Source organism: Prochlorococcus marinus str. MIT 0919 (genome assembly GCF_027359375.1).
In the GTDB taxonomy this organism is placed as follows: Bacteria; Cyanobacteriota; Cyanobacteriia; order PCC-6307; family Cyanobiaceae; genus Prochlorococcus_D.
Window position 1 is genome coordinate 437,206 of record NZ_CP114779.1, and the last position, 23,651, is coordinate 460,856.

At 37.2% G+C, this 23,651-nt stretch carries 22 protein-coding genes; 13 read left to right on the forward strand and 9 right to left on the reverse strand.

All coding sequences use genetic code 11. The features are described 5' to 3' along the window. The first annotated feature begins 3 nt into the window (after positions 1-3). Positions 4-2,127, forward strand: coding sequence for a M3 family metallopeptidase (locus O5635_RS02505; RefSeq protein ID WP_036902700.1), 2,124 nt, complete (start codon positions 4-6; stop codon positions 2,125-2,127). On the opposite strand, the gene O5635_RS02510 is transcribed toward O5635_RS02505, so the two are convergent. The 4 genes from O5635_RS02510 to O5635_RS02525 form a co-directional block, all read right to left on the reverse strand. After that, a complete protein-coding gene (locus tag O5635_RS02510; protein WP_036902698.1) occupies positions 2,124-2,726 on the reverse strand; it encodes an esterase/lipase family protein in 603 nt (200 codons plus the stop codon). The genes O5635_RS02505 and O5635_RS02510 overlap by 4 nt on opposite strands. Continuing rightward, positions 2,714-3,112 carry a dihydroneopterin aldolase gene (locus O5635_RS02515; protein WP_036902696.1) on the reverse strand — a complete coding sequence of 133 codons (399 nt, stop codon included), beginning with the start codon at positions 3,110-3,112 and terminating at the stop codon, positions 2,714-2,716. The genes O5635_RS02510 and O5635_RS02515 overlap by 13 nt, the downstream gene beginning before the upstream one ends. Continuing rightward, positions 3,109-4,425 (reverse strand): glutamate-5-semialdehyde dehydrogenase, encoded by a 1,317-nt coding sequence (locus O5635_RS02520; protein ID WP_269607857.1) that lies wholly within the window; start codon positions 4,423-4,425, stop codon positions 3,109-3,111. The genes O5635_RS02515 and O5635_RS02520 overlap by 4 nt, the downstream gene beginning before the upstream one ends. A 322-nt stretch (positions 4,426-4,747) precedes the next feature. Next, on the reverse strand, positions 4,748-8,788 hold the full coding sequence (locus O5635_RS02525) for a translocation/assembly module TamB domain-containing protein (protein ID WP_036902693.1): 4,041 nt from the start codon (positions 8,786-8,788) through the stop codon (positions 4,748-4,750). Between the two features lie 64 nt (positions 8,789-8,852). Between O5635_RS02525 and O5635_RS02530 the strand changes: the two genes are divergently transcribed. The 10 genes from O5635_RS02530 (at position 8,853) to clpB (ending at position 19,697) form a co-directional block, all read left to right on the forward strand. Then, entirely contained in the window at positions 8,853-9,419 is a 567-nt protein-coding gene (locus tag O5635_RS02530) for a Ycf51 family protein (protein ID WP_036902691.1), read from the forward strand. Beyond that, the gene (locus tag O5635_RS02535; protein ID WP_036902689.1) at positions 9,406-9,798 is read left to right on the forward strand and encodes a DUF4332 domain-containing protein; all 393 of its coding nucleotides are present in this window, start codon (positions 9,406-9,408) and stop codon (positions 9,796-9,798) included. The genes O5635_RS02530 and O5635_RS02535 overlap by 14 nt, the downstream gene beginning before the upstream one ends. 46 nt (positions 9,799-9,844) lie before the next feature. After that, positions 9,845-10,132 carry a hypothetical protein gene (locus O5635_RS02540; protein ID WP_241462968.1) on the forward strand — a complete coding sequence of 96 codons (288 nt, stop codon included), beginning with the start codon at positions 9,845-9,847 and terminating at the stop codon, positions 10,130-10,132. Positions 10,133-10,146: 14 nt separating this feature from the next. Then, positions 10,147-11,724 carry a CocE/NonD family hydrolase gene (locus O5635_RS02545; protein ID WP_036903649.1) on the forward strand — a complete coding sequence of 526 codons (1,578 nt, stop codon included), beginning with the start codon at positions 10,147-10,149 and terminating at the stop codon, positions 11,722-11,724. A gap of 55 nt (positions 11,725-11,779) precedes the next feature. Continuing rightward, positions 11,780-14,059 (forward strand): 1,4-alpha-glucan branching protein GlgB, encoded by a 2,280-nt coding sequence (glgB, locus tag O5635_RS02550; protein ID WP_036902688.1) that lies wholly within the window; start codon positions 11,780-11,782, stop codon positions 14,057-14,059. A 139-nt stretch (positions 14,060-14,198) separates the two neighbouring features. Beyond that, complete coding sequence (gene hemE, locus O5635_RS02555; protein WP_036902687.1) at positions 14,199-15,254, forward strand: uroporphyrinogen decarboxylase; 1,056 nt, start codon at positions 14,199-14,201, stop codon at positions 15,252-15,254. Next, positions 15,251-16,249: an NAD-dependent epimerase/dehydratase family protein gene (locus O5635_RS02560; protein WP_036902686.1), complete on the forward strand. Its 999-nt coding sequence runs from the start codon at positions 15,251-15,253 to the stop codon at positions 16,247-16,249. Before hemE ends, O5635_RS02560 begins: the two co-directional genes overlap by 4 nt. A 35-nt stretch (positions 16,250-16,284) precedes the next feature. Further along, positions 16,285-16,644: a plastocyanin gene (gene petE / locus O5635_RS02565; protein ID WP_036902685.1), complete on the forward strand. Its 360-nt coding sequence runs from the start codon at positions 16,285-16,287 to the stop codon at positions 16,642-16,644. Between the two features lie 118 nt (positions 16,645-16,762). Continuing rightward, positions 16,763-16,984 (forward strand): Nif11-like leader peptide family natural product precursor, encoded by a 222-nt coding sequence (locus O5635_RS02570; protein WP_036902683.1) that lies wholly within the window; start codon positions 16,763-16,765, stop codon positions 16,982-16,984. A 121-nt stretch (positions 16,985-17,105) separates the two neighbouring features. Next, positions 17,106-19,697, forward strand: coding sequence for an ATP-dependent chaperone ClpB (clpB, locus tag O5635_RS02575; RefSeq protein ID WP_036902681.1), 2,592 nt, complete (start codon positions 17,106-17,108; stop codon positions 19,695-19,697). Between the two features lie 24 nt (positions 19,698-19,721). On the opposite strand, the gene O5635_RS02580 is transcribed toward clpB, so the two are convergent. After that, a complete protein-coding gene (locus O5635_RS02580; protein ID WP_036903645.1) occupies positions 19,722-20,483 on the reverse strand; it encodes a response regulator transcription factor in 762 nt (253 codons plus the stop codon). 75 nt (positions 20,484-20,558) lie between these two features. On the opposite strand from O5635_RS02580, the gene O5635_RS02585 reads away from it, so the two are divergent. Then, positions 20,559-20,831, forward strand: a complete 273-nt coding sequence (locus O5635_RS02585) for a DUF6761 family protein (RefSeq protein WP_036902679.1) — start codon at positions 20,559-20,561, stop codon at positions 20,829-20,831. A 4-nt stretch (positions 20,832-20,835) separates the two neighbouring features. Here the strand turns inward: O5635_RS02585 and grxD are convergent, their stop codons facing one another. From grxD to O5635_RS02605, 4 genes are read right to left on the reverse strand one after another with little or no spacing between them, the layout of a single operon-like run. Then, positions 20,836-21,159 (reverse strand): Grx4 family monothiol glutaredoxin, encoded by a 324-nt coding sequence (gene grxD / locus O5635_RS02590; protein ID WP_036902677.1) that lies wholly within the window; start codon positions 21,157-21,159, stop codon positions 20,836-20,838. 2 nt (positions 21,160-21,161) lie between these two features. Continuing rightward, positions 21,162-21,401: a BolA family protein gene (locus O5635_RS02595; RefSeq protein WP_036902675.1), complete on the reverse strand. Its 240-nt coding sequence runs from the start codon at positions 21,399-21,401 to the stop codon at positions 21,162-21,164. 14 nt (positions 21,402-21,415) lie between these two features. Further along, the gene (locus O5635_RS02600) at positions 21,416-21,949 is read right to left on the reverse strand and encodes a hypothetical protein (RefSeq protein ID WP_036902672.1); all 534 of its coding nucleotides are present in this window, start codon (positions 21,947-21,949) and stop codon (positions 21,416-21,418) included. Positions 21,950-21,984: 35 nt separating this feature from the next. Further along, positions 21,985-22,665 carry a lysophospholipid acyltransferase family protein gene (locus tag O5635_RS02605; protein WP_052042997.1) on the reverse strand — a complete coding sequence of 227 codons (681 nt, stop codon included), beginning with the start codon at positions 22,663-22,665 and terminating at the stop codon, positions 21,985-21,987. Between the two features lie 149 nt (positions 22,666-22,814). Between O5635_RS02605 and O5635_RS02610 the strand changes: the two genes are divergently transcribed. Further along, entirely contained in the window at positions 22,815-23,555 is a 741-nt protein-coding gene (locus O5635_RS02610; protein WP_036902666.1) for a pyridoxine 5'-phosphate synthase, read from the forward strand. The last annotated feature ends 96 nt before the right edge of the window (positions 23,556-23,651 follow it).

A 23,651-nucleotide genomic window follows, 5' to 3' on the forward strand; every position in this document is an offset into this window, starting at 1 on the left:
CAAATGAATAAAAAAGATTTAAAAGCAGCCATTCTAGTTGGCGAGGGAATACCAAATTATGAAGAAATCACTCCCGGGCAAATAAAAGCTAATCTTCCAAATCTATTAAAAAAACTTTCTTACGATTTTAAATTGCAAGAACAAAAAATTCATACGGCTATTAAAACTAAAACCAACGAACAAGAAATTCTGAATTGGGAAAATACAATGATACCTCTCTACAAAATAGGTGAATCTCTTCGATGGAGTTGGGGTGCTGTTGGACATCTAAATGGTGTATGTAATTCGGAAGAGATGCGAGAAGTATTTGCCAGTATACAGCCAGATATTGTACGTTTCTCTAATCAAATTGGACAAAGCCAAATAATATATGAAGCGTTAATTATACTTAAGTCAGAAAGGCATCAAAAACTTGATGATATTCAAAAACGTATCTTAGATATTGAATTGACGAAGATGAGTCAAAGGGGTGTAGGATTAGAGAATTCAAAGAAAAATGAGTTCAATTCCAATAGTGAAAGGCTAGCAGAATTATCAACTTTATTTAGCAATAATGTACTTGACTCTACAAAAGAATGGACTCTATTAATTGAGAGCCCTACTGAGATGGATGGAATACCACTTAGGACTCGAAAGGCACTTTCAGAAGCGGCAAAAAACTCTCTCCCAAATTTATCAAATCACTCAATTACCTCAGAACAAGGCCCCTGGCTAATTAGTTTAGATATGCCAACATATATATCTATAATCACATATGCAAACAACAGATCTTTACGGGAGAGGGTATTTAAGGCATACGTCAGTAGAGCCAGTAATGGAGATAAAAATAATAAAGAAATAATTGAAGAAATCCTTACCCTGAGAACTAGCCAAGCAAAACTTCTTGGTTATGAAACATGGGCCGAAGTTAGTCTCGCAAATAAAATGGCAACCGATGTAAATGAAGTAGAGGTATTACTAGAAGAATTGCGAGCTGCAGCGATTAAATCAGCAAAAAAGGAACTTAAAGAACTTACTGCTATCGCATCAAAAGAAACACATCAAGACACTTACATTATTAAGCCTTGGGATATTAACTATTGGTCAGAAAAACTAAAAAAAGAAAAATTTAATTTGGACTCAGAATATTTAAGGCCATGGTTTCCCCTTCCTCAAGTACTAAATGGCCTTTTTAAACTCAGCAATCGACTTTTTGACATCACAATCAAACCTGCTAATGGAAACTTCCCTAAATGGCATAAAGATGTTGATCTATTTGACGTATATAATTCCGACAATTCAAAAATAGCTTCCTTCTATCTTGATCCATATTCCAGACCTCAAAGCAAACGAGGAGGAGCATGGATGGATGAATGTCTAACGAGAGACGTATTAACTAATGAATCCATAACTTTACCAATTGCCTATTTAATATGCAACCAAACACCACCAACAGTAGACACGCCTAGTCTTATGAGCTTTGAAGAAGTGGAGACGCTTTTTCATGAATTTGGTCATGGGCTACAGCATATGCTTACAACCGTTGAAGAGCCACAAGCTGCAGGTATTAACAATGTCGAATGGGATGCAGTTGAATTACCAAGTCAATTTATGGAAAATTGGTGTTTAGAGGCCAAAACAATTAAAGATATTGCTAAGCACTGGCAAACAGGAGAGGAATTACCAGAAGAAGAAATAAAGAAATTGAGATTAAACAAAACTTTCAATGCAGGCTTATCGACTTTACGGCAAATACATTTTGCCTTGACCGATATAAGGCTACATAGTCAATGGAATAAAGACCTTAATATAACCCCTGACAACTTTAGGAGGGAGATTGCAAAGACGACAACTGTATGTAGGCCTATCCCCGAAGATAATTTTCTATGCGCCTTTAGTCATATATTTGCTGGAGGATATGCAGCAGGTTACTATTCTTACAAATGGGCGGAAGTGCTTAGCTCAGACGCTTTTTCAGCTTTTGAAGAAGTGGGAATAGATCATGAAGATGAAATCAAAGCTAAAGGCAAAAAATTCCGTGAAACGGTCTTAAGTCTTGGTGGGAGCCTACACCCATCTGAAGTATTCAGGCTATTCAGAGGTAGGTCAGCTAATACCAAGGCCTTAATTAGACACACTGGGCTTTAATTCGTGTTAAAGATTTCTTTTACCAAAGAATCAACTCCAGTGGAACGAGCAATTAATGCCTTATGAGAAAGAACTGGAACAGATTTAGTTTCTCCACAGGGAAGGGTGGCTCGCCAACCCGGAAAAACCATTAAGTCAATGCCGCAAAAATAACTAATACATTCAACATTATCTAAAGCATGTGAACTCTTATCAAGAGAAATGATTAATTGACTACCTAGTTTCATATCTGCAATACCCGGGAAGATAAAAGAAGGAACAAGTTGTGCAGTAAGAGTCCCATTCTGTGGTGAGCCAACACTTATAAAGCGACTGGTCCTATTAGCACCACCTAATTCTTGCAACCAAGTCCTTCCAATCAGTCCACCCATTGAGAAACCAAGAATGTCTATAGAGACGTTATTAGCAAAACGTCTACAAATTAAAGATTCAAAATCTGTAGCCAATTCAAAAATAGATCTTCTACCAAATTGATGGGGCAAATGCGGTGCATAAATCATTCGGTGAGGTACATCTAAACAATGTATTAAACGATCAAAAATTGAAGGTGTATCCCATAACCCATGTATTAGAACCAAAGGCCTTTTTAAAAAGCGCATTTTTCATCAGATTGAAAATTTCTTGTTCTATAAACAGACACCTTCCCAGAAAAGCCACTTATAGGTGGGCTACATTTTGTGAGACAGACTTTAACTGGCACCAAACCATACAAGCTTTCTAAGTAATTTAAAATTGCCTCACTAAATTTCTCAATAGTGTTGCATTCAATGGTAAAGGAAAGCTCCTGCAATCCCTTTATTGCAATACTATAATCTGCAGTTGAAGAGACATCATCATCTAACAAGACATTCTCTAAATCTATCCAAACACAAAAATCTAGGGAGAAGTATTGTCCTAAAGTACGTTCTTTCTCTAAAGCACCTACATGCGCCCAAAGATTCAAACCCTGAACGTTTATACATCCTGAATTGCTAAGACTATTCACAATTGAAGGTCCCTATGAATAAATTCTTTACTACCAGACGCAAAGTCACCAGCAATATGTCCATCGCCTCTTAAGTAGTAGCGATAAGTAACAAGCCCTTCTAAACCAACAGGCCCTCGCGGAGGAAGTGTCTGTGTACTAATACCTACCTCGGCCCCAAAACCATAACGAAAACCATCTGCAAAGCGTGTAGAACAATTATGATATACACCTGAACTATCAACTGAATGAAGGAACTTATCAGCGGCATTTTTATCTTCTGCAACGATTGATTCGGTATGACGTGATCCATAACGATTTATATGTTGAATTGCATCATCAATAGTCTCAACAACTTTTATTGAAAGAACTAAATCTAGATACTCTGTTGACCAATCACTTCTATGTGCTTCTTCCAAAACACCAAAAGAACAAGCCATTTTATCCCCTAAAAGCTTTACTTCTGATTTATTGAAGGCAGGTATAGCTTCTGCAAGAAACGAAGGTGCTATGTCTTTATGAACTAATAATGTTTCAATAGTATTGCATGCCGCAGGGTATTGACATTTACTATCAACGGCAATCTTCAATGCCTTGGTCAAATCTGCTGAGGAATCGACATATAAGTGACAAATACCATCTGCATGACCTAGTACTGGGATTCTTGTATTGTCTTGAATAAATTTAACTAATTCATTACTTCCACGTGGAATAATCAAATCAACTAATCCTTCCATTCGAAGTAGTGCCATACTTTCCTCACGAGTAGTAAGTAAGCATATAGATTTTGAGCTAACAGAGGAGTTATTTAACCCATACTGAATAGCAGTCATAATTGCCTGGTTTGTACGTTTCGCTTCACTACCTCCCTTAAGGATCGCCGAATTACCAGACCGAATGGCTAGCGAAGCTATCTGAATCATCGCATCAGGTCTAGCTTCAAAAATAACCCCAAGGACACCCAAAGGCACAGTACGCCTTTCAAGACATAGGTCTTTATAAAGTTCGCGTTTTAGCTGACATATACCAACGGGATCAGGCAGGAGTGATACTTTCCTAACGCCTTCTATAGCTGCTTCTAACTTCCTGTCGGTGAGCTTTAACCTTGACAACAGGGACTGACTTAGACCAGCCTCTAAAGAACTTTTTACGTCTTGCTGATTGGCATCAATGATTTCTTTGGCCTTGTCTCTTAAGGAATCTGCAATCGCTTTTAAGGCTTCTTGCCTTGTAGTATTCCCACTCTGTCCCAAAGAGATCGAAGCCTTTCTTGTTGAAAGAGCTAATTCGAGGAGCTCGTCAGACGGTTCAGGTACCTTATGAGAATCATTCATTAATTTGTAGAAGGTTTACTAAGTTATCACCTATCAAAGATACAATTAAATCGTACATCGGTATAAAGCCAAATTAACACTACAAAACGAAATTTAGCTCTTGTTATCAGCATCCATTTAAATACGTAGTAAATGCTTTTCAAAGTTCAGACAACTATATAATCCAATTCGAGATAGACATTCTCCCAGGGGAATCTCAAGATAAGCTTTACCTATTCACAAATTCAGCTCGATGTTTGATTATATTTACGTTATAAGTTATTGCCAACTATATTTTGATAACTACTTCTATGTATAAAGTTAAGAATATTATTTTGATCACTTAATACCTTAAATATATTTGGAATTCACTTTGCCAATTACCATCATTGTCTACTGAACCAAGGACTCCTAAGCTTGGGTTAAATTGATATTTGATAGTTCCTTGAGGAGGGACATCTTCACGAGAGGGGGTTGCCTGAATAGAAAAATTAATTCTTTCGCTTATATCAATGCCTACCTCAGTAACCCAGGCCTTCTGAAAGGAATCATGATCAGCATATTCTGCTTGACCTTTATCACCTTCACTTGAAACGTCTGGGCCTCGTACATAGGCTGGGTAAACAGACAATTGCAATTTTTCACTAAAACCACCGCTTATGTTCCCAAGCACTGGAGAGACAAAGGATCTATTGAAAAGGTTTGCTAGTACTTGTGTTTCATCTCCACTCAACAGCATTGTTAAAGAATTTCCACCTATAAGGTCAAGCAATTGATTTCTTGGAAGAGGTGGTTGACTACGAATTTCAAAATTCTCAGCCATACGATCTGCACGACCAGCAACAATTAGCTCAACTTTGATAAATCGAGAGCCTCCTATTCCACCAAAGCCAGAGCCATTTAAGGCCAATTCATCATCAGAAGGCAAAGTATTCTGATCTCGAACTTTATCCGGGACACGAGTAGTCATTTTTAAATCCACATATGGTGTTAATCCATTAGAGGGTGTAAAAACAGCAACATTCTGCTCGTTTCGTTTAAGAGAGAAACTCGTAGTGAATAAATTAACCAAGCCATTAGTTAGTTTAACAACTCCAGTGACTGCAAGCTTTTTAAACTTCTCTTGCCCTTCCTCCCAGTCTTCATTTACTAAACATTTCAAGGTCTTGTTCCTTAAAAGCATCCCTTGAGGATTTAAGGGACCGCATAAGCTCAAAAGACCATCAACATTGAATGTTGCTATCGGCTGCGAGACTAATCGGAGGCCGGGTCCTAAATACAACTTTAAAGAATCAAAACTTATTTTAGAGAATACTTGTGGCAGGGTATATGACAATGCATTAGTCGTGTAAGAGGATTTGTCATCTTGAATAAAAAGAACAAGAGGCTTATCTCGTTTCCATTGCTGTTCAGGCAGGTTCTGTCTTGAAGTTGCTTGTGTATTGCCATTATTATTAATACGATTACTAGGAGAGGTGAGACTGCGTTTAGTTGAAATTGCTCCATTACTTATAAACGTTTCTCCAGCAATTATCGGCTTAGCCAAAGATCCTCTAAGTGTCAGTTTTGTTGAAAGACTAAATGTAGATGTATTGGCACTAAAATCAACATTTTGTAGATTAAGTTGAAGAGGCTCTTTTTCCTTCTTTTCTTGTTCAAAAAAAGCGATGCCGCCATAACTACTAAGTTTGCCTCTTTTCCCAATATCAGCACTTAGCTGTTGCACTTCAAGCCTATTAAAGTCAAAGAAAATTTCACTATTAAGATTGCGAAGCTCTTTGTCTCCTATAGATAAATCACCATTCTTTATGACAAAGTAACCATTTGCAATTGGTTCCTTTAATGTACCTCTTATAAATAACCATAGGTCGGCCGTACCATTGATCCACTTAGTATTTTCATCTGTAAAACCACTTAAGAAAGTTAGTCCATCACCACGACTCTTAACTCTCAAATCAAAAGGCAAATAGTTATTTAAAGGTACTGTACCTAAAATAGTTACTGGTTCTAGAGAGGATTGACTTTTAAGCGAGAGGTCAAGTTCCATCAAAGATGAAAGAATAGAGACTTTCCCCTTTTCAAGTGAAAATGGTTGTTTAGATATTTGTGCTTCATTTAATACAAGTTCAGCCGTAACTTCAGGAGATCCATTTTTTATCCTGTACCTTCCATTAACACCAAACATACCTGTCAATGAAGCAGGTGTTTGGATGAATAATGACAACAAGGAAAAGGGAATATTTACTAATGAAAATTCACCTAAATCTTCATTTAATGGGCCAGAAAAGGTCGCAGTAAATGGCTTAATTTCTGTGACATTAAGATCCTCACCCCTAATCCAGATTTTACCGGAGGATTTGATGTCTAAGTTTAAATTCTTAAGATTCTCACCCTGAACCTCTACAAATGCATTTAAATTACCATCTAAAATTTGAGGGTTGATAATAGTATTCTTAGCCTTTAATTTCTTGGCCTTGTCCTCGGAGATGCGTGCATTAACCCATTTGATCAATTGACTATCCAGAGCCCACGAAGGCGAAGCAATTACAAGTCCTTTTAGATCTTTCGCACTCCCAGTTGCCAATGCATGTTCGACATCAATGCTAGAGAGCTTTATAGCATTCTCAACCAACCAGGCAGGGCTAAGGTTGGACGCACTTGCTTTAGCCCAAATTTTCTCACCAATGCGACCATCACTGATAATATCAATCGTACCTTGACCTATATCTGGAAGGAAGCTTCCGGTTAAAGAATAATTTTTTTCGGAATATTTGCCAGCAATTGCAAGCTCTCGAAAGCCAATACCTCTTAAGGCGTTATATACAATTTCACCCTCAACAAATAAAGGATCGAACTTGATACTCCCTTGACCATTTAATGCACCATAAACACGTTGAAAATTCTTTTTCAGCGGTGTTGAGACCTCAATCCGATCTAGCCTAAAATCCTTTGCATTCCATACATATTCATCTTCATTCTTTTTAAGTATAAGTGGGCCATAATTTTCACCCGCTCGTCTGGTAAGAGAAAGTCTATTTAGTGTAAAAAATGAATTAAATTGAACAGAAAGTCTCCCAGGGATAGGGGCACCATCAGTATCTAGCGTTATCAATGTATTTTTATCTATAATTCCAGTCAACTTGCCTATCCATTTTTCATTCATACGTACAACGCCTAATTGAGGGTTGTCTACTACAATTGCGATGTCTGAACTTAAGGAGTTAAAGCGGCCACTAACAGTGCCATCTAATGAGAGCTTGCCATCTAGTGGGATCCCTAGAGATGGTTCAAAATTAGACAATTTAAAAGAATCAAGACTTATTTTGGCGATCATTTGACCTATATCTAAAGAATTTTTTGATAAGAGAAGTGGAATATTTGCATTTACCTTAAGAACAGATTGATCTATCTTTTTAAGACTTGCAAGGGTGTCTATATTAATTTGATAATTAGGTAATTTCTTTAGAGGTAAGGTTGCTTTAATTGAGCCTTCTAAAGGACCATAGTCCCACTCGGATGAAGATAAGTTTATAACATCATTACGACAGCCAATAGATGTACTTTTAGAAGTGAAATTATAACCGTTGAGGTCATTGTAAAGATTTAGGTCTTTTAAGGTCAGGCGTCCATTGCAATTGAGACTCCCATTTTGAGCAGCAAAGTAAATACCTCCATTTAATATCCCTTTAGCTATATGTTTTCGACGTTTCAAAAAGACATCTTGTAAAACTCCAAGTTTTAAATTTTTTGCACGAGTTTTTGCCTGAAAGTTCAAGTCACTAAAATGCCCACTTCCGTCAAAGACCAATAATCCATTGTCACCAAAGTCAAATCGTGAATTAGTTGAAATATGTTTGTTTTTAAAATCCAGGTGAAAATCACCCTTAATAGCGAGTTCAGCCTCTTTTGAGCCAATGGAGACACGAGCCGGATCTTCAAAACGAATCTTTAAATCGAAATTTGGAATATTCGTAAGATCTTCTTCTCCAAAAACCCAATAAGATTTATTTTTTTTAGACCTCAAATTAATCTTTGCCTGACTAGGTGTCAATATCGCGACTGGCCTCCTGGAATTTAAGCTTGCTAATGGTGCTAACTGTATTTTCAAGCTGGAGAAACTTATATTTGAATTATCGTGTGAACCTCTCCGTAAACTTGTTGGACCAATCGCAATTCCCCAAGAACGAAGACCTTTATAAGGTCCTATTTTTAAAGGATGCCCTAGTTGAGCAGATAATTCCTTCTCTAAAATTGGTGTATTACGATCAACATAATTTTTCAGGGCTCTATTAGTCGCAACATAAAAAAACGAGCCACCACAAACTACCAATCCCCCAAGGAGAAGCAATCGTTTAAATTTTAATAACCTAGGTTTCACTCCCATGGAGTAATGGATGCCTTTGAGGGGCAGACGAACTATAAGGAGTGAATGTATTGTTAACCAGGTTATGTCAACTTCTCAGCTCCTACAACAAGCAACCGAATTATTGGCATGGTCAGGATTAGGTCTTGCTGCCATAACAATAATTTCATTCCTTATAGGTTGGAATTTCAAATTCAGGCTTGTAGGAGCAACTGTATTTACGCTTTTATTATCAGGAAGTTGCTGGGCATTCTCAGAAAGTTACACCCCTCCAACAGTTGTAGAAGGTGCTATTTACACTCCAATCGTTTATGACAATGGCTATGATCTTGTTGTAGCCCAAGCTTCTGAGGATTTTCCTAATGAGTCAACTCAGGTATCCTTGGAACAAATAGCTGGGAATTTGAAAGGTGGTGGAAGGAATGGTGCAAATGTACATGTAAGAATTAGGAAAATAGAATCTTTAGAACCAGGTATTAGTAAACCAGTAATTCTAGGAGAAGTTATTAGAGATATAAGAAATCAAACAACAGTAACTGTTGACACAAGCACTTATAGTAAAAATAGTCTTGATTTTAGTAAAAGTGATAGCACAAGAGAGAATCTATTATTGGAAAATAATAACGACGATGATATAAATGTTTTTGAATAGAATTCCTAAAAACTTTCGCAGGGAAAAAGAAAAACTTGGCTTAAAAAAAATAAATAGCTGGGAGGGTATCAAACAATTAAGTGATGATGAGATTTTGAATCTTGTGAGAGATGAATACTGTTCGAGCAGAAATCTAAGACGCCTACGATGCATAGCTTTATTAGTTTGCGAGTTGAAGCTTTCTGAAAACGAAGCTGCACTCTTGATGCATTCAGGAATAGCATCCATAAAAGCTTTGCTAAACCTGACACCACAAGAATTATTTTTAAAAACAGGTCGCTTTGAGCGGCTAATCAAAACAGGTCGAGAACCTGTGATTTCGCTTAAAAGAGCAAGCGAATTAATACGCAAAGCTAAAATTAGGCAGAATATCAAGTGACCTAATGCTTTCTCATTTAGCCTATTGTCAGGTCTGAAATATAAACATGCAAATAAAAAGTGCTATGAAAAGCTATGCCGCACTAATCATCCTTGCAACTTTTTTTAGCACTTATAAAGCTTTTGCAAAACCAAGTCTTTTAGAAAATGTTAAAAATAATCCTTCAGAGGCACTCTCAATGTGCAAGAGATTTCGCAGTCTCAATTCAGAGGGTATTTCAATAGGTTCGAAAGAGGCGATAAAAGAAATTAGCCTTACAAAAAACTTGTCTGAAACTGATGCCGAAATTCTTTCTATATACGTAATAGGAATTCACTGCCCTGATGTTAAGTGACAAGGTTTGCCATTGTGGATCAAATAAATAGCAGGGTAGAAGAACTTTTAATCAGTGAAAACGACAAGCTCGTTTCAAGAATATGGCTCCCAAAAGGACAAGGTCCATGGCCTGCACTACTCATGAGGCAGCCATATGGAAAAGAAATTGCATCGACAATTACATATGCCCATCCTACTTGGTTTGCTAGTCATGGATATTTAGTAATAATCCAAGATGTAAGAGGCCAAGGAGATTCAACAGGTTCCTTCTCTGGTTTTGCTCAGGAAGCTTCAGACACAACTAAAACCCTTAAATGGGTAAGATCATTACCTGAATGCAACGGTAAAATTGGAACATATGGATTCTCTTATCAAGGGTTTACGCAATTAGTAGCTGAGAAAGGGACGCCTCCTCCAGATTGCATGGCTCCTGCCATGACAGGATTAAATGAAAAAATTCATTGGAGTTGTGAAGGAGGAGCTTATTTGTGGCATCTAGGATTGGCATGGGGATTACAATTAGCTGCTCAAAAATTAAAAAGGGAAAACAATGAATTTGGATGGAACCAGATTAGAGAAAGCTTGGCAAACCATTCCTATCTGTCTAAAGGTCCTGAGCTTCTAGAAACTTATGACCCTAAGGGGATGGCATACAAATGGTTCAAAGCCTCCAAAAATAAGCAGGGAGAATGGTTAGTTCATATTCCTTTAAAACAATGGTTACAAAGTCCAATGTTGATAATTGGAGGGTGGTGGGACCCACATTTAAATGGAATACTTGATATCTATAAACAATCCCTTGAAGTAGGTGGAATACCAGAACTACATATCGGTCCTGCAACACATTTAAAATGGTGGAATGGTGTCCAAGAACTACACTTAAATTTTTTCAATAAGCACCTCAAGACATCAAATAAAGAATTAAGCCCTAAACCTTTGAAGAAGATTTGGAATATAACAAGTAAACAATGGTTTATTAACGAGAATATTAAAAGTTCAGTAATTAATTTTAGTCTTAAAAGTACAGGGAATGCTTCTTCTAATATTAATGATGGGTTACTAATTACCAATAAAGAAAGCAATGGTTTACAAGTTATTGTTTATGATCCTTGGCGTCCTACTCCTGGGATTGGTGGGCATCTAAGTCCGGAGCCAGGCTTAGTTAATAGAATCGAAATTGATCAAAGGAATGATGTAGCCACCTTCACAACAAATCCTTGTAAAAACGCATTTGATATAGAAGGCATCCCTAAACTTAAGATCTTTGCTCATACAGATAGAGAAAGCTTTGATTTATGCGTTGCTTTATCGATAGTGAATGAAAGTCAAACAAGAGTTGATCAGCTCTCAACAGGCACACTACGTATACAAGATCTTGAAGCAAATATTTCTAGTTTAAAGGAAATATCGATGCAGCCACTATTTGCTTCTATTTCAAAAGGCTGTCGACTTCGCTTATCGATAGCAGGTGGATGCTGGCCAGCAATAGGAGTAAACCCTGGTCTTTCAATGGAAGATGCAGGCTCTCCCTCAATCCATTCATTGATAACGACAATTTTCTTAGACCTTAAGCAAGCCAAGCTTGAAATCTGTCCACATCTGTCCAAATAATCAAACAAGATTGCACCTAATCAGATAAGCTCCTGTTCCACATTGCCCTTGAATCATGACCACCAGTTTTGTTGTTGACTGGATGTCTGATGAAGGTCAAAAGCTTGCTGACTGCAGACATGACAGTCCATTTAGTGTTTTAGGTGTTCATAAATTTGAAACCAAATGGATTGTTAGAGCTTGGATGCCAGAAGCAGATAACGTTAAGGTTGTAATTGAGAATTCTGAAATTGTCCTATCAAATCCAAATCATCCATGGATATTCGAAACCTTACTAGATAAAAACCCTGGGAATAATTACCAATTTAAAGTCTTCAGAGGTGGTATCGAGCATAAACAATATGACCCGTGGTCATTTAGAGAAGAATGGATGGGAGAAATTGACAGACATCTTTTCGCTGAAGGTAACCATCATCACATTTGGAAGAAGATGGGTGCACACCTCTGCGATAGGGAAGGGATCAAAGGGGTAATGTTTTGTTTATGGGCGCCTAATGCTAGAAGTATTTCTGTAATCAGCGAAATAAATTCCTGGGATGGTCGCCAACATCCCATGCAAAAAAGACTTGGAGGGATTTGGGAATTATTTATACCTGATGTAAAAGAGAAGACTTTATATAAATACGAAATACGTACTGAAGAGGGACATTGCTATGAGAAGGCAGACCCATATGGCTTTGAGCATGAAGTAAGGCCTGCACAAAGTTCAGTTGTCGCAAAGATTGATTCTTTCAAATGGACAGACAAAGAATGGATATCAAAAAGAGATGAAAACAACCCTTTAGACAAGCCTATATCTGTATATGAAATGCACCTAGGGAGTTGGATGCATGCACAAGCAGATAGACCATTCATAGAAGGAAATGGGCAAGAAAGAAAACCAGTTCCTGCAGCTGATCTAAAACCAGGGACCAGACTTCTTACATATCCTGAATTAACCGAAAAAGTTATTCCTTATGTAAAAGAAAGAGGTTTTACTCATATTGAACTAATGCCAATTTCCGAACATCCTTTTGATGGATCCTGGGGATATCAAGTTACTGGATGGTATGCGCCAACAAGTAGATATGGAAGCCCAGACGAATTTAGATATTTTGTAGATAAATGTCATTCAGAAGGGATTGGCGTAATTCTTGATTGGGTCCCAGGTCACTTCCCAAAGGATGGGCATGGTCTTGCATTCTTCGATGGATCACACCTTTATGAACATTCAGACCCAAGGATAGGTGAACATAAAGAATGGGGGACTTTGATATTTAACTACAGTAGGAATGAAGTAAGGAATTTCTTAGTAGCTAATTTAGTTTTTTGGTTTGAACAGTTTCATATAGATGGTATTCGTGTTGATGCTGTAGCTTCAATGCTTTATAGAGATTATCTAAGACCAGAAGGAGAATGGATCCCTAATGATGATGGTGGCAATGAAAATGTCGAAGCAGTGAAATTCCTTCAACAAGCAAACCATGTTCTCTTTGAACACTTTCCTGGAGCCCTATCTATTGCTGAAGAATCAACTACATGGCCAGGAGTAACTAAGCCGACTGATTCAGGTGGGCTAGGTTTTAATCTCAAGTGGAATATGGGATGGATGCATGACATGCTCGATTACTTTGAAATCGATCCATGGTTTAGGCAATTCCATCAAAACAACGTAACTTTTTCAATTTGTTATAACTACACAGAAAATTTCATGCTTGCTCTAAGCCATGACGAAGTAGTGCATGGTAAAAGCCACTTACTTCATAAAATGCCAGGTGATGATTGGAGAAAATATGCAAATACTCGAGCATTGCTTGCTTACATGTGGACACATCCTGGGAAGAAAACAATATTTATGGGGATGGAATTTGGCCAAAGGCAAGAATGGAATGTTTGGGATGATCTTCAATGGGAGCTTCTAGAGTATCAACCCCATAAAGGTATTCAAAGATTAATTGATGACTTAAATAGACTTTACAAATCAACACCCGCCTTATGGAGGGAGGACTTTAACGAATATGGATTCCAATGGATAGATTGCAAAGATAATAAGAATTCGGTAATTAGCTTTATGAGAAGAGAGAGTAAGAATGGGGAATGGTTAATTGTTGTAGCTAATTTCACTCCAGAGACTCACCAAAACTACAGAGTGGGCGTTCCTATTGAAGGCTATTACAAAGAAATATTTAACACTGACTCAGATAAATATGGTGGATCTAATACGGGCAACTTAGGAGGCAAGTTTTCTGAAAAATGCAACATACATGATTATGCACATGCAATTGACCTTGCTCTACCAGCTTTAAGTGTTCTCATTCTTAAGCATGATCCAAAGGAAACCACATCTCTTAAGTAATCTATGGATATAGGAAGCTGCTTTACTAAAAAAAAGCATGAGAAATCCAAAAAGGTGTGACGAAGAACGTCTTAAAAGTCTTTTAAAGCACTTTTAGAGGTCTATCTCAAGTAAGTTTTTCCATTGACATGAAGGACGCATGACCGACTCACTACCATTATTACTTCGGGCCGCCCGAGGAGAATCTGTAAACAGGCCACCTGTTTGGATGATGCGTCAAGCTGGAAGATATATGAAAGTTTATAGAGACCTCAGGGATCGACATCCAAGTTTTAGAGAACGTTCAGAGAACCCAGATCTTTCTTACGAAATATCAATGCAACCATTTCGGGAATTTAAACCTGATGGTGTAATTCTTTTCTCAGATATACTTACCCCTCTACCTGGGATGGGAATTGATTTTGATATCGTCGAAAGCAAAGGGCCTTTAATACAAGATCCAATTAGAAATCTTCAACAAGTAAATTCTTTAAAGCAATTAAACCCTGATCAAAGCCTTTCTTTCGTTGGTGAAGTTCTTGGACGCTTAAGAGAAAGTGTTGGCAATCAAGCCGCTGTACTAGGTTTTGTTGGTGCTCCATGGACTCTTGCAGCATATGTTGTTGAAGGGAAAAGCAGCAAGAACTATGCAGTTATAAAATCGATGGCATTTCAAGAGCCAGAATTACTGCACAAATTGCTAGACCATTTTGCAGAATCGATCGCAATCTATTTGAGGTATCAAATTAATTCTGGAGCTCAAGTGGTACAAATGTTTGATTCCTGGGCTGGACAATTAAGCCCTATAGATTATGAGAAATTTGCTGCACCTTATCAAAAGAAGGTAATTGATCTAGTAAAAGAAACACATCCAGAGACCCCCATGATTTTGTACATTTCAGGAAGTGCGGGTGTCTTAGAAAGAATGGCTAGTACCGGTATTGATTTTATATCTTTGGACTGGACAGTTGATATGGCGGAAGGTTGTTCTCGACTTCCTAAAAATATAGGAATACAAGGAAATATTGACCCAGGATTACTTTTTGGGACGCCAGAAGCAATCAGAGCAAGGATTGTAGATACTGTTTTAAAAGCCAAAGGAAGGAAACACATTCTTAATCTTGGTCATGGAATACTTCCTGGGACACCTGAAGAAAATGCAAGAGTATTCTTTGAGGCTGGTAAAAATGTAAACGATTTAATAGGACAAATGTGAAAGAGACTAAAATTCTAATAACTGGGGCAACTGGCTGCGTAGGTCAATACACATCTAACTGGCTTTTAAAAAATACCCAAGCAGATTTATATTTATTACTTAGGGACCCTCGCAAATTAACTTCTGTTGATCAAAATGAAGATCGAGTAAATCTTTTAATTAGTGACTTAAGAGAAATAGAAGTTTTTCGCGAGGAATTATCTGAAATAACGCATGTGATCCATACAGCAACTGCTTGGGGTGATCCAGTTAGAGCAAATGAAGTCAATTTAATTGCCGTCAAGAAAATGCTTTCTCTTCTGAATCCATTAAAGATAGAAAGAATTATCTATTTTTCCACTGCAAGCATTCTCAATAATTCTCTCAAACCTTTACCTGAAGCATTGGCCTATGGTACAGAATACATCCAAACCAAGGCCAAATGCTTGGAAGAACTTGAGAATCATAAGCTTTCCAAAAAAACAATCGCTATTTTTCCTACTCTTGTTTTTGGTGGGAGGTGCGATGGAAAGGGAATTTATCCAAGAAGTTATTTAACTGAGGGAATAAATGAAGCCGCTTCTTGGCTTTGGCTTGCTAGATGGTTCAAAGCCTACTCTAGGTTTCATTTCATTCATGCAGCTGACATAGCATTCATATGCGGACAGCTTTGTACAAAGAACAAATTGCCAACTCTAGAAAGCTCCTCAAAAGAAATACCTAAGCTTGTTCTAGGTCAGCCCGCCATATCAATTGATCAGGCAATAGAGACACTCCTACATTGGAGAGGTTTAAGAAAGACACCTAGTCTCCCCCTTTGGGGATGGTTAATAAGAGCATTAATAATAATTCTTCCAATAAAAATCAGCAGTTGGGACAGATTTAGCATTAAGCAAAGGCATTTTGTACACAAACCAGTAACGAACCCAGAAAGCTTTGGGGGGAAAAGTTTTGCCAAAACCCTCAAAGAAATATTATTTAAATCTGGCTTGCCAAGAAAGACAAAAATTCTATAAAGCGGTTACTATACTAGAAGAAAAATTAAGTTCACATGTTATCTATCCTTCGTTCAATAGTCACAGCAAGCTTTGCATTGCTTCTAGTTCTTTCTTTTGGGATTAGTTCTGCACAAGCCAAAACTGTAGAAGTGAAGCTTGGTACTGATGCCGGAATGCTTGCTTTCGAGCCAAGCACAGTAACAATTAGCACTGGTGACACTGTTAAATTCGTAAACAATAAACTCGCCCCTCACAATGCAGTATTTGAAGGGCATGAAGAACTAAGTCATCCAGATCTAGCCTTTGCTCCTGGTGAGTCTTGGGAAGAAACATTCTCAGCAGCTGGTACCTATGACTATTATTGTGAGCCTCATAGAGGTGCTGGAATGGTAGGAAAGGTAGTTGTTAATTAATTAATTTTGTTTTATTAGCAAAAAGGCAGTAGCCCTATAAGGGCTATTGCCTTTTTTATTGGCAAGTTGATATTTTTAAAGGATTATATAAGATAAAATTAATTAAGACTTGAGCCCCATGTCTAAAGAAGAGTTATCTGATTTTATTTATGCATCAAGACGAAATTTGTCCTTGAGAACAAAATTAATGGGATGCAGAGATAAAGAAGGATTATTAACCTTGGCTTCTAAATATGGATTCAAAATTAACTACAACGATCTTAGAGAAGATTTAACAAGCGAGAGAATTAATGAATGGCATTTGCAAAGCAAAATTAAACCCTTAAAAAATTCGTTCTAAAACAAATCCTACAAAGTAAAAACCGAACCTCTTAATGATTACCGATCTATTTTAATTCGGTAAACCCACTTAAAGATTTAAATGCTTGAACATAATAACGAGAGAATTAAATAAAATATTGATGACTCCCAAACAAGAACAATTTACTGAAAATGCTTGGAGTGCTATTTTAAAAGCCCAAGAAATTGCTCAAGAAAATTACCAACAATATATTGAAACAGAGCATTTACTTCTATCACTCATAACAGAAAACGATCTTACAAAGAGGATTCTACAAAAAACCAACGTATCAACAGAAATTATCACTGTTACTACAAGTCAATATTTAGATAAACAACCTAAATTAAGATTGAAGGCAGAATCTATATTTATAGGTGAAAATTTAAACAAGGCATTAGACAGAGCTGATCAGGAGAAAGCTACTCTAAATGATAGCTATATATCTGTTGAGCATTTATTAATAGCACTATGCACAGACAAAAGATGCTGTGAAAAGATATTCAGCAGAGTAAATCTAAATAAGAAGGTCCTTTATTCCATAATAATGGAGATAAGAGGTAATCAAAAAGTGACAGACAAACATGCAGAAGACAACTATCAAGCCTTAGAGAAATATGGCAGAAATCTTACCAATGAAGCCTTAGCAGGCAAAGTTGACCCAGTGATTGGAAGAGATGAAGAAATTCGCCGTACTATTCAGATCCTTAGCAGAAGAACAAAAAATAACCCAGTATTAATTGGCGAGCCAGGCGTAGGGAAAACAGCAATAGTTGAGGGTCTAGCCCAAAGAATAGTGAATGGTGACGTCCCATCAGTACTGAACAAACGACAATTAATTGCTCTTGATATGGGAGCACTGATAGCAGGTGCAAAATACAGAGGAGAATTCGAAGAAAGACTTAAAGCTGTTCTAAAAGAGGTAACTTCCTCGGAAGGGAAGATAGTTCTATTTATTGATGAAATACATACTGTCGTTGGCGCTGGAGCAGCAGGAGGTTCAATGGATGCAAGTAATTTATTAAAACCAATGTTGGCAAGAGGTGAACTGAGATGTATTGGTGCAACAACTATTAATGAGCATCGAATTCATATTGAGAAGGACCAAGCACTAGAGAGGAGATTTCAACAAGTTCTTATAAGTCAACCATCAGTAGAAGACACTATATCAATACTTAGGGGACTCAAGGAAAGGTATGAAGTTCATCATGGAGTAAGAATATCGGACAATGCTTTAGTCGCTGCAGCGTCCTTAAGTAATAGATATATAGCTGAAAGATTTTTACCAGATAAAGCTATAGACCTTATAGATGAAGCAGCGGCAAAATTAAAAATGGAAATAACATCTAAGCCTGAGGAAGTAGATGAAATTGATAGAAAAATACTGCAATTACAGATGGAGAAACTATCTTTAACAAGAGAGTCAGATTCTATAAGCAAAGAGAGGCTTTCCATTATTGAGATTGAATTAGAAGTTTTAATTTCGAAGCAATATTTATTAAATAAACAATGGGAAAAAGAAAAAAGCTCAATAAGTGAACTCTCTTTAATAAAAGAAGAAATAGAAAAAGTACAATTACTTATTGAACAAGCAAAAAGAGATTATGATTTAAACAAAGCTGCAGAGCTAGAATTTGGGACTTTAGTTAAATTACAGAATGAACTCAGATTAAAAGAAGATCAAATTAAAAATGAAATAAAATCTAGTAACAAATCACTCCTTAGAGAGCAAGTGACAGAAGATGATATATCAGAGGTAATTTCTAAGTGGACCTCAATACCAATATCAAAGCTTACAAAATCTGATGTAGAAAAAGTACTTGGGTTAAATAATAAGTTAAGCAGTAAAGTTATTGGACAAGGGAATGCAATTAAATCTATCTCTAATGCAATTCTTAGATCCAAAACAGGCTTAAGTGATCCAAACAAGCCAATTGCAAGTTTCTTATTTCTAGGTCCAACTGGAGTGGGGAAAACAGAACTTACTAAATCATTAGCATACGAATTGTTTGATAGTTATAAGGCAATAATTAGAATAGATATGTCAGAGTACATGGAGAAACATTCCATCAGTCGGCTAATAGGTGCTCCTCCTGGATATGTAGGTTATGAAGCAGGTGGGCAACTTTCAGAATCAGTAAGAAGGCGTCCTTATTCAGTATTGTTATTTGATGAAATAGAAAAAGCTCATCCAGAAATATTTAATTTAATGCTACAAATACTTGATGAGGGTAGAGTTACTGACAATCAAGGAAAGACAATAAATTTCACCAATACAATAATTATCATGACAAGCAATATTGGAAGTCAATCAATCATTGAGTTGTCAAATGATGTATCTAAACAGAAGGAAATTGATATATTGATAAAAAAGGAATTAAATAAAGTATTCAGGCCTGAGTTTCTTAACAGGATTGATGAGTCGATAATCTTTAATAGTCTGAATAAAGATGATATAGAAAAGATTGTAGAAATCCAACTTGAAAGGATTAGCGAAAGACTTAAAGGTAAGGGGCTTGAGCTAAATATTAGCACTGAAGCAATTAAATGGATTTGCTCAAAGGGATACGATCCAGTTTACGGGGCAAGACCTTTGAAAAGGACTATTCAAAATGAACTGGAAAATCTTATCGCAAAGGCATTAATTCAAGATCTCTACAAAAACAAAAAAAATGTAAATGTAATTGTGCAAAATAATCAAATTTGTCTTAATTGATAATTTGTTGGTATTTATATTCTTCTAGCCAGGCAGGCTATCAAGGCTAAATCTGTAACCTTGTTGTCTAACAGTAGTGATACCTCCTCCATCTCCTAAACCAGCCTGCTCTAATTTTCTTCTAAGCGTAAGGACTTGAGTATCTACAGATCGAGGTCCTCCACTAAATGGTGGCCAGGCCATTCTTAGAAGTTCATGCCTGCTTCTTACCATTCCAGGTGGCATAAGCAAAGCACAAAGAAGAGCAAATTCTCTAGGACTTAATTCAACTGGTTTCTCTCTTAGAGTTACTTGCCTCAAAAGAAGATGAACTTCTAGCGGGCCAACAGTCACTCGTTCTTGAAGTCCAACTCTCCCTCTCTTTAAAAGAGTCCTACATCGCGCTGCAAGCTCCTCAAGACCAAACGGCTTCCGAAGAACATCATCTGCACCATCATCTAAAAGCCCTACTAGAGACTCCACACCTGCTCTTGCTGTTAAAACTATTACAGGGCAACCAAGTTGTTGAGCAAGGTTCAAAGCTGAACTCTTGTCAAGCAATTCAGCACTTACAAGAAGATCAGGGGACTGATCTCTGCATAAATCTATTGCGTCTTCCGTTGAGCCAACCGCTGCTGCAAGATGACCATCCTGCCTAAGCCTTTGGACCAAAACCGTTCGCAAAGTTGGGTGAGGCTCTACTACCAATACCTTCGAAGGGCTTTCAGAGGTTGGTTGAATAGCAAAACTACTAGTTAAAGACTGAGCGCTTTGCTCATCCGAAAGTAGGTCTGAAGTTGTTGTCACAGGCCAGAACAAAGCTCCTTTAAAATAACCAATTAATAGGCTAGATGAGAAAAAACCTAGCCTTAATAGCAAAAAATGACATCACAAACATTCGAAGACCCAGAAGCTATTAAGCATTTCCAAGCAATATGCGATGCATGCCAAGAACTGATCAGCAGATACCATAGCCCATCAGAACTCAAGCTTTATGCAGATGGATACATAGATGCATTAAGAAAAACAAAACGACTAAATTCTAAAGACCAAGAAAAGCTTGAAAAACTCGTAAATAGATGGATTTTGGATCCTTCTAGCTTTGTTGGTCCAGATGGAGATATAAACAACCTTTATTTTTTAAAAAGGGATTAAAAGCCTAAGAAGCCAAAGCAATTTCTAACTTCTCCTTAAGTTCTCCAGAGTTATACATCTCAATTAAGATGTCAGAACCACCGATAAATTCGCCCTTTACGTATACCTGAGGGATTGTAGGCCAATTGGAATATTCTTTAATACCTTCTCTTATGTCCGCATCCGATAAAACGTCAAAAGTCTCAAAAGAGATTCCTAATGAGTTCAGGATTTGCACAACATTATTAGAAAACCCACATTGAGGCATCAATTTATTGCCTTTCATAAAGACAAAAATTGGATTGGACTGGATTAAAGACTCAATTTGAGTACGTGTATTTAAATCCATTTTTAATTTTGCTTAGGGACAGATGTATTTAGAGCTAAAGCGTGAATCGCTTCAGAAGCAAGCTCATTCTTAAGAGCTGCATAGATTAATTGATGCTGTTTGATTCGTGAAAGACCAATGAAAGATGGTGAAACTACATTTACTTGTAGGTGGTCACCACCTCCGCTTAAATCCTCAACAGTTACTTTTGCATCAGGTAGAACCTTTTTAATTGATTCAATAACTTGATTGGAATGTACCATTTATAAAATTTTATTTAGTAAACATTTTTTCTTCCACCAGCATACGGAATATTCACAAATCCCAATTCAACCAAAGCTTGATATGCCTGTTGACCTTCAGCTTTTGCTGGTGTCATTACTCGGACCACTTCAACTAGAAGAGGAACAGCAACTTCTGGCTGGTTTTTCTTCCGAAATAGGTTGGCCAGCCTAAGGTTACTTTTTGCGAGCATTCCAAGTACTTTCCGACCATTTGAATCCATTTCACGGGGAATTCGGGCATCCATTCCTTTAAAGGCACTTCCAATATCCCTATAAAAACTAAGTAATTGCTTGGAAACATCCCGAGCTTTATCAAATTCAACTCTTGCTTTGTCTAGATCACCTTTTAAAAATAAGTCATCACCTTTGTCCAAAAAAGTTTGAACAGTATCTAGATTCAAGCCTGATCGTTCAGTAGAAAGAACTTTGTAATTTTCAGGAGAAGATGTTTCAGCGAATGCAGAAATATCAGAGAAAAGCAAACCTGCAAAAATGGCACATGCTGCTAAAGGATGACGACAACTCATATACAAAAGAGATTTAAGATGACTTTAGACTTTTACTAAATACGTCCCACAATTCTAAGGGCAGCTTGTTCAGCTGCATGCATCCTTTGAGATAGCGTGACGTTAAATTCGTGAGCTGCTTCCTTTCCTAATTTAGAGATTCCTATAGGTTCTTGGAAACTAATCGCAGCCGTTCCAAAAGGTTTAGGAATAACTTCACTATAAGCAAGGCCTATTGGCAAAACTTGCACGTCAACACCTCTCTTAGAAGCGAGCTGTGAAAGACGCACTAAACCTTGCTCCAATTTCAAAGGTTCACCTGTTCGATTAATTCGACCTTCTGGGAAAACAACCAATTGCTCCCCTGCCATCATTAAATCAACTGAATACCTCAAAGAAATAAGTGATGGTCTTAGTTGGTCTACTGGATAACACCCCAATCGATTTAAAAACCAGCCCTGCAAACCCTTCATTTCTGAAAGAGTAACCATAAACCTACAATCTCTATTAGAAACCCTCCTTCCAGCTGCCATAGTCAACATAAGAGCATCCCATCGAGAACGATGAGTTGGAGCTAAAACCAAAGGTCCATTTAATGGCAAATATTGTTTTCCTAAGACAATTGTTCTACTAAAGAAAGTCTTTAGGGCTAGATCTTGAGTTGCAAGCATTGCAAGTTTGCTCCAGAGGGGATCTACCCCAAGGCATAAATGTTGTTCGCGATTAACCTGGCTCAAGAAGGATAAAATGCTAAAAAGCTTTTTTGAGAAGTAGAGTCTGGAAATATTTCCCTACTAAAGATATTGGGCAGTTAAAGCAGCGGCTAAACAATTTAATTAAATGTGTGCAAGTCAGTTAATAAACTGTTAGATGAGTGATTTTTTTTATGGCAAGTCTTGGAGTAAACATTGATCACATTGCAAACGTGCGACAGGCACGCCTAGCAAATGAGCCCGATCCAGTACAAATGGCATTTCTTGCTGAACTTGGAGGTGCGGATGGAATTACAGTTCACCTTCGAGAAGACAGAAGACATATTCAAGATGAAGACGTCAGTCTTTTAAGAAAAACTATTCATACAAAGTTGAATTTAGAAATGGCTGCGACAGATGAAATGGTTGCAATAGCTATTAAAACAAAACCTAATATGGTTACTCTTGTACCTGAAAGAAGAGAAGAAATAACCACAGAGGGGGGGCTAGATGTTTTTAAAAATACAAAACTATTAAAACCAAAAGTTGATCGAATTCAATCCGAAGGTATAGAAGTCAGCCTTTTTATTGATCCACTAGAGAGTCAAATCGAAGCTTCGAAAGAAATTGGAGCGGGATGGATTGAAATACACACAGGCTGCTATGCGAATGCAAAGCGGGAGGAGGAAACAAAGCAATTAGCCAAAATCCAAGAGAGTGTTGCACGCGCTAAATCTTTTGGTTTGCATGTAAATGCTGGGCATGGTCTTACCTATCAAAATGTTGAACCAATAGCCTCTATCCATGGAATAGAAGAACTAAATATCGGACATACGATAGTTGCTAGAGCATTGGCAGTCGGACTTAAAGACGCTGTTAGAGAAATGAAAGAACTTGTAAAAAACCCTCGCCAAGACAATTTATTTATAAAATAGTTGAATAGAGATGTTTTTATAGGCACAAAGTTTCAGAATTAGTAAAATGACTAAAAGACAATTTAAAATTACGATCTTCAAAACATCTCTGTAACA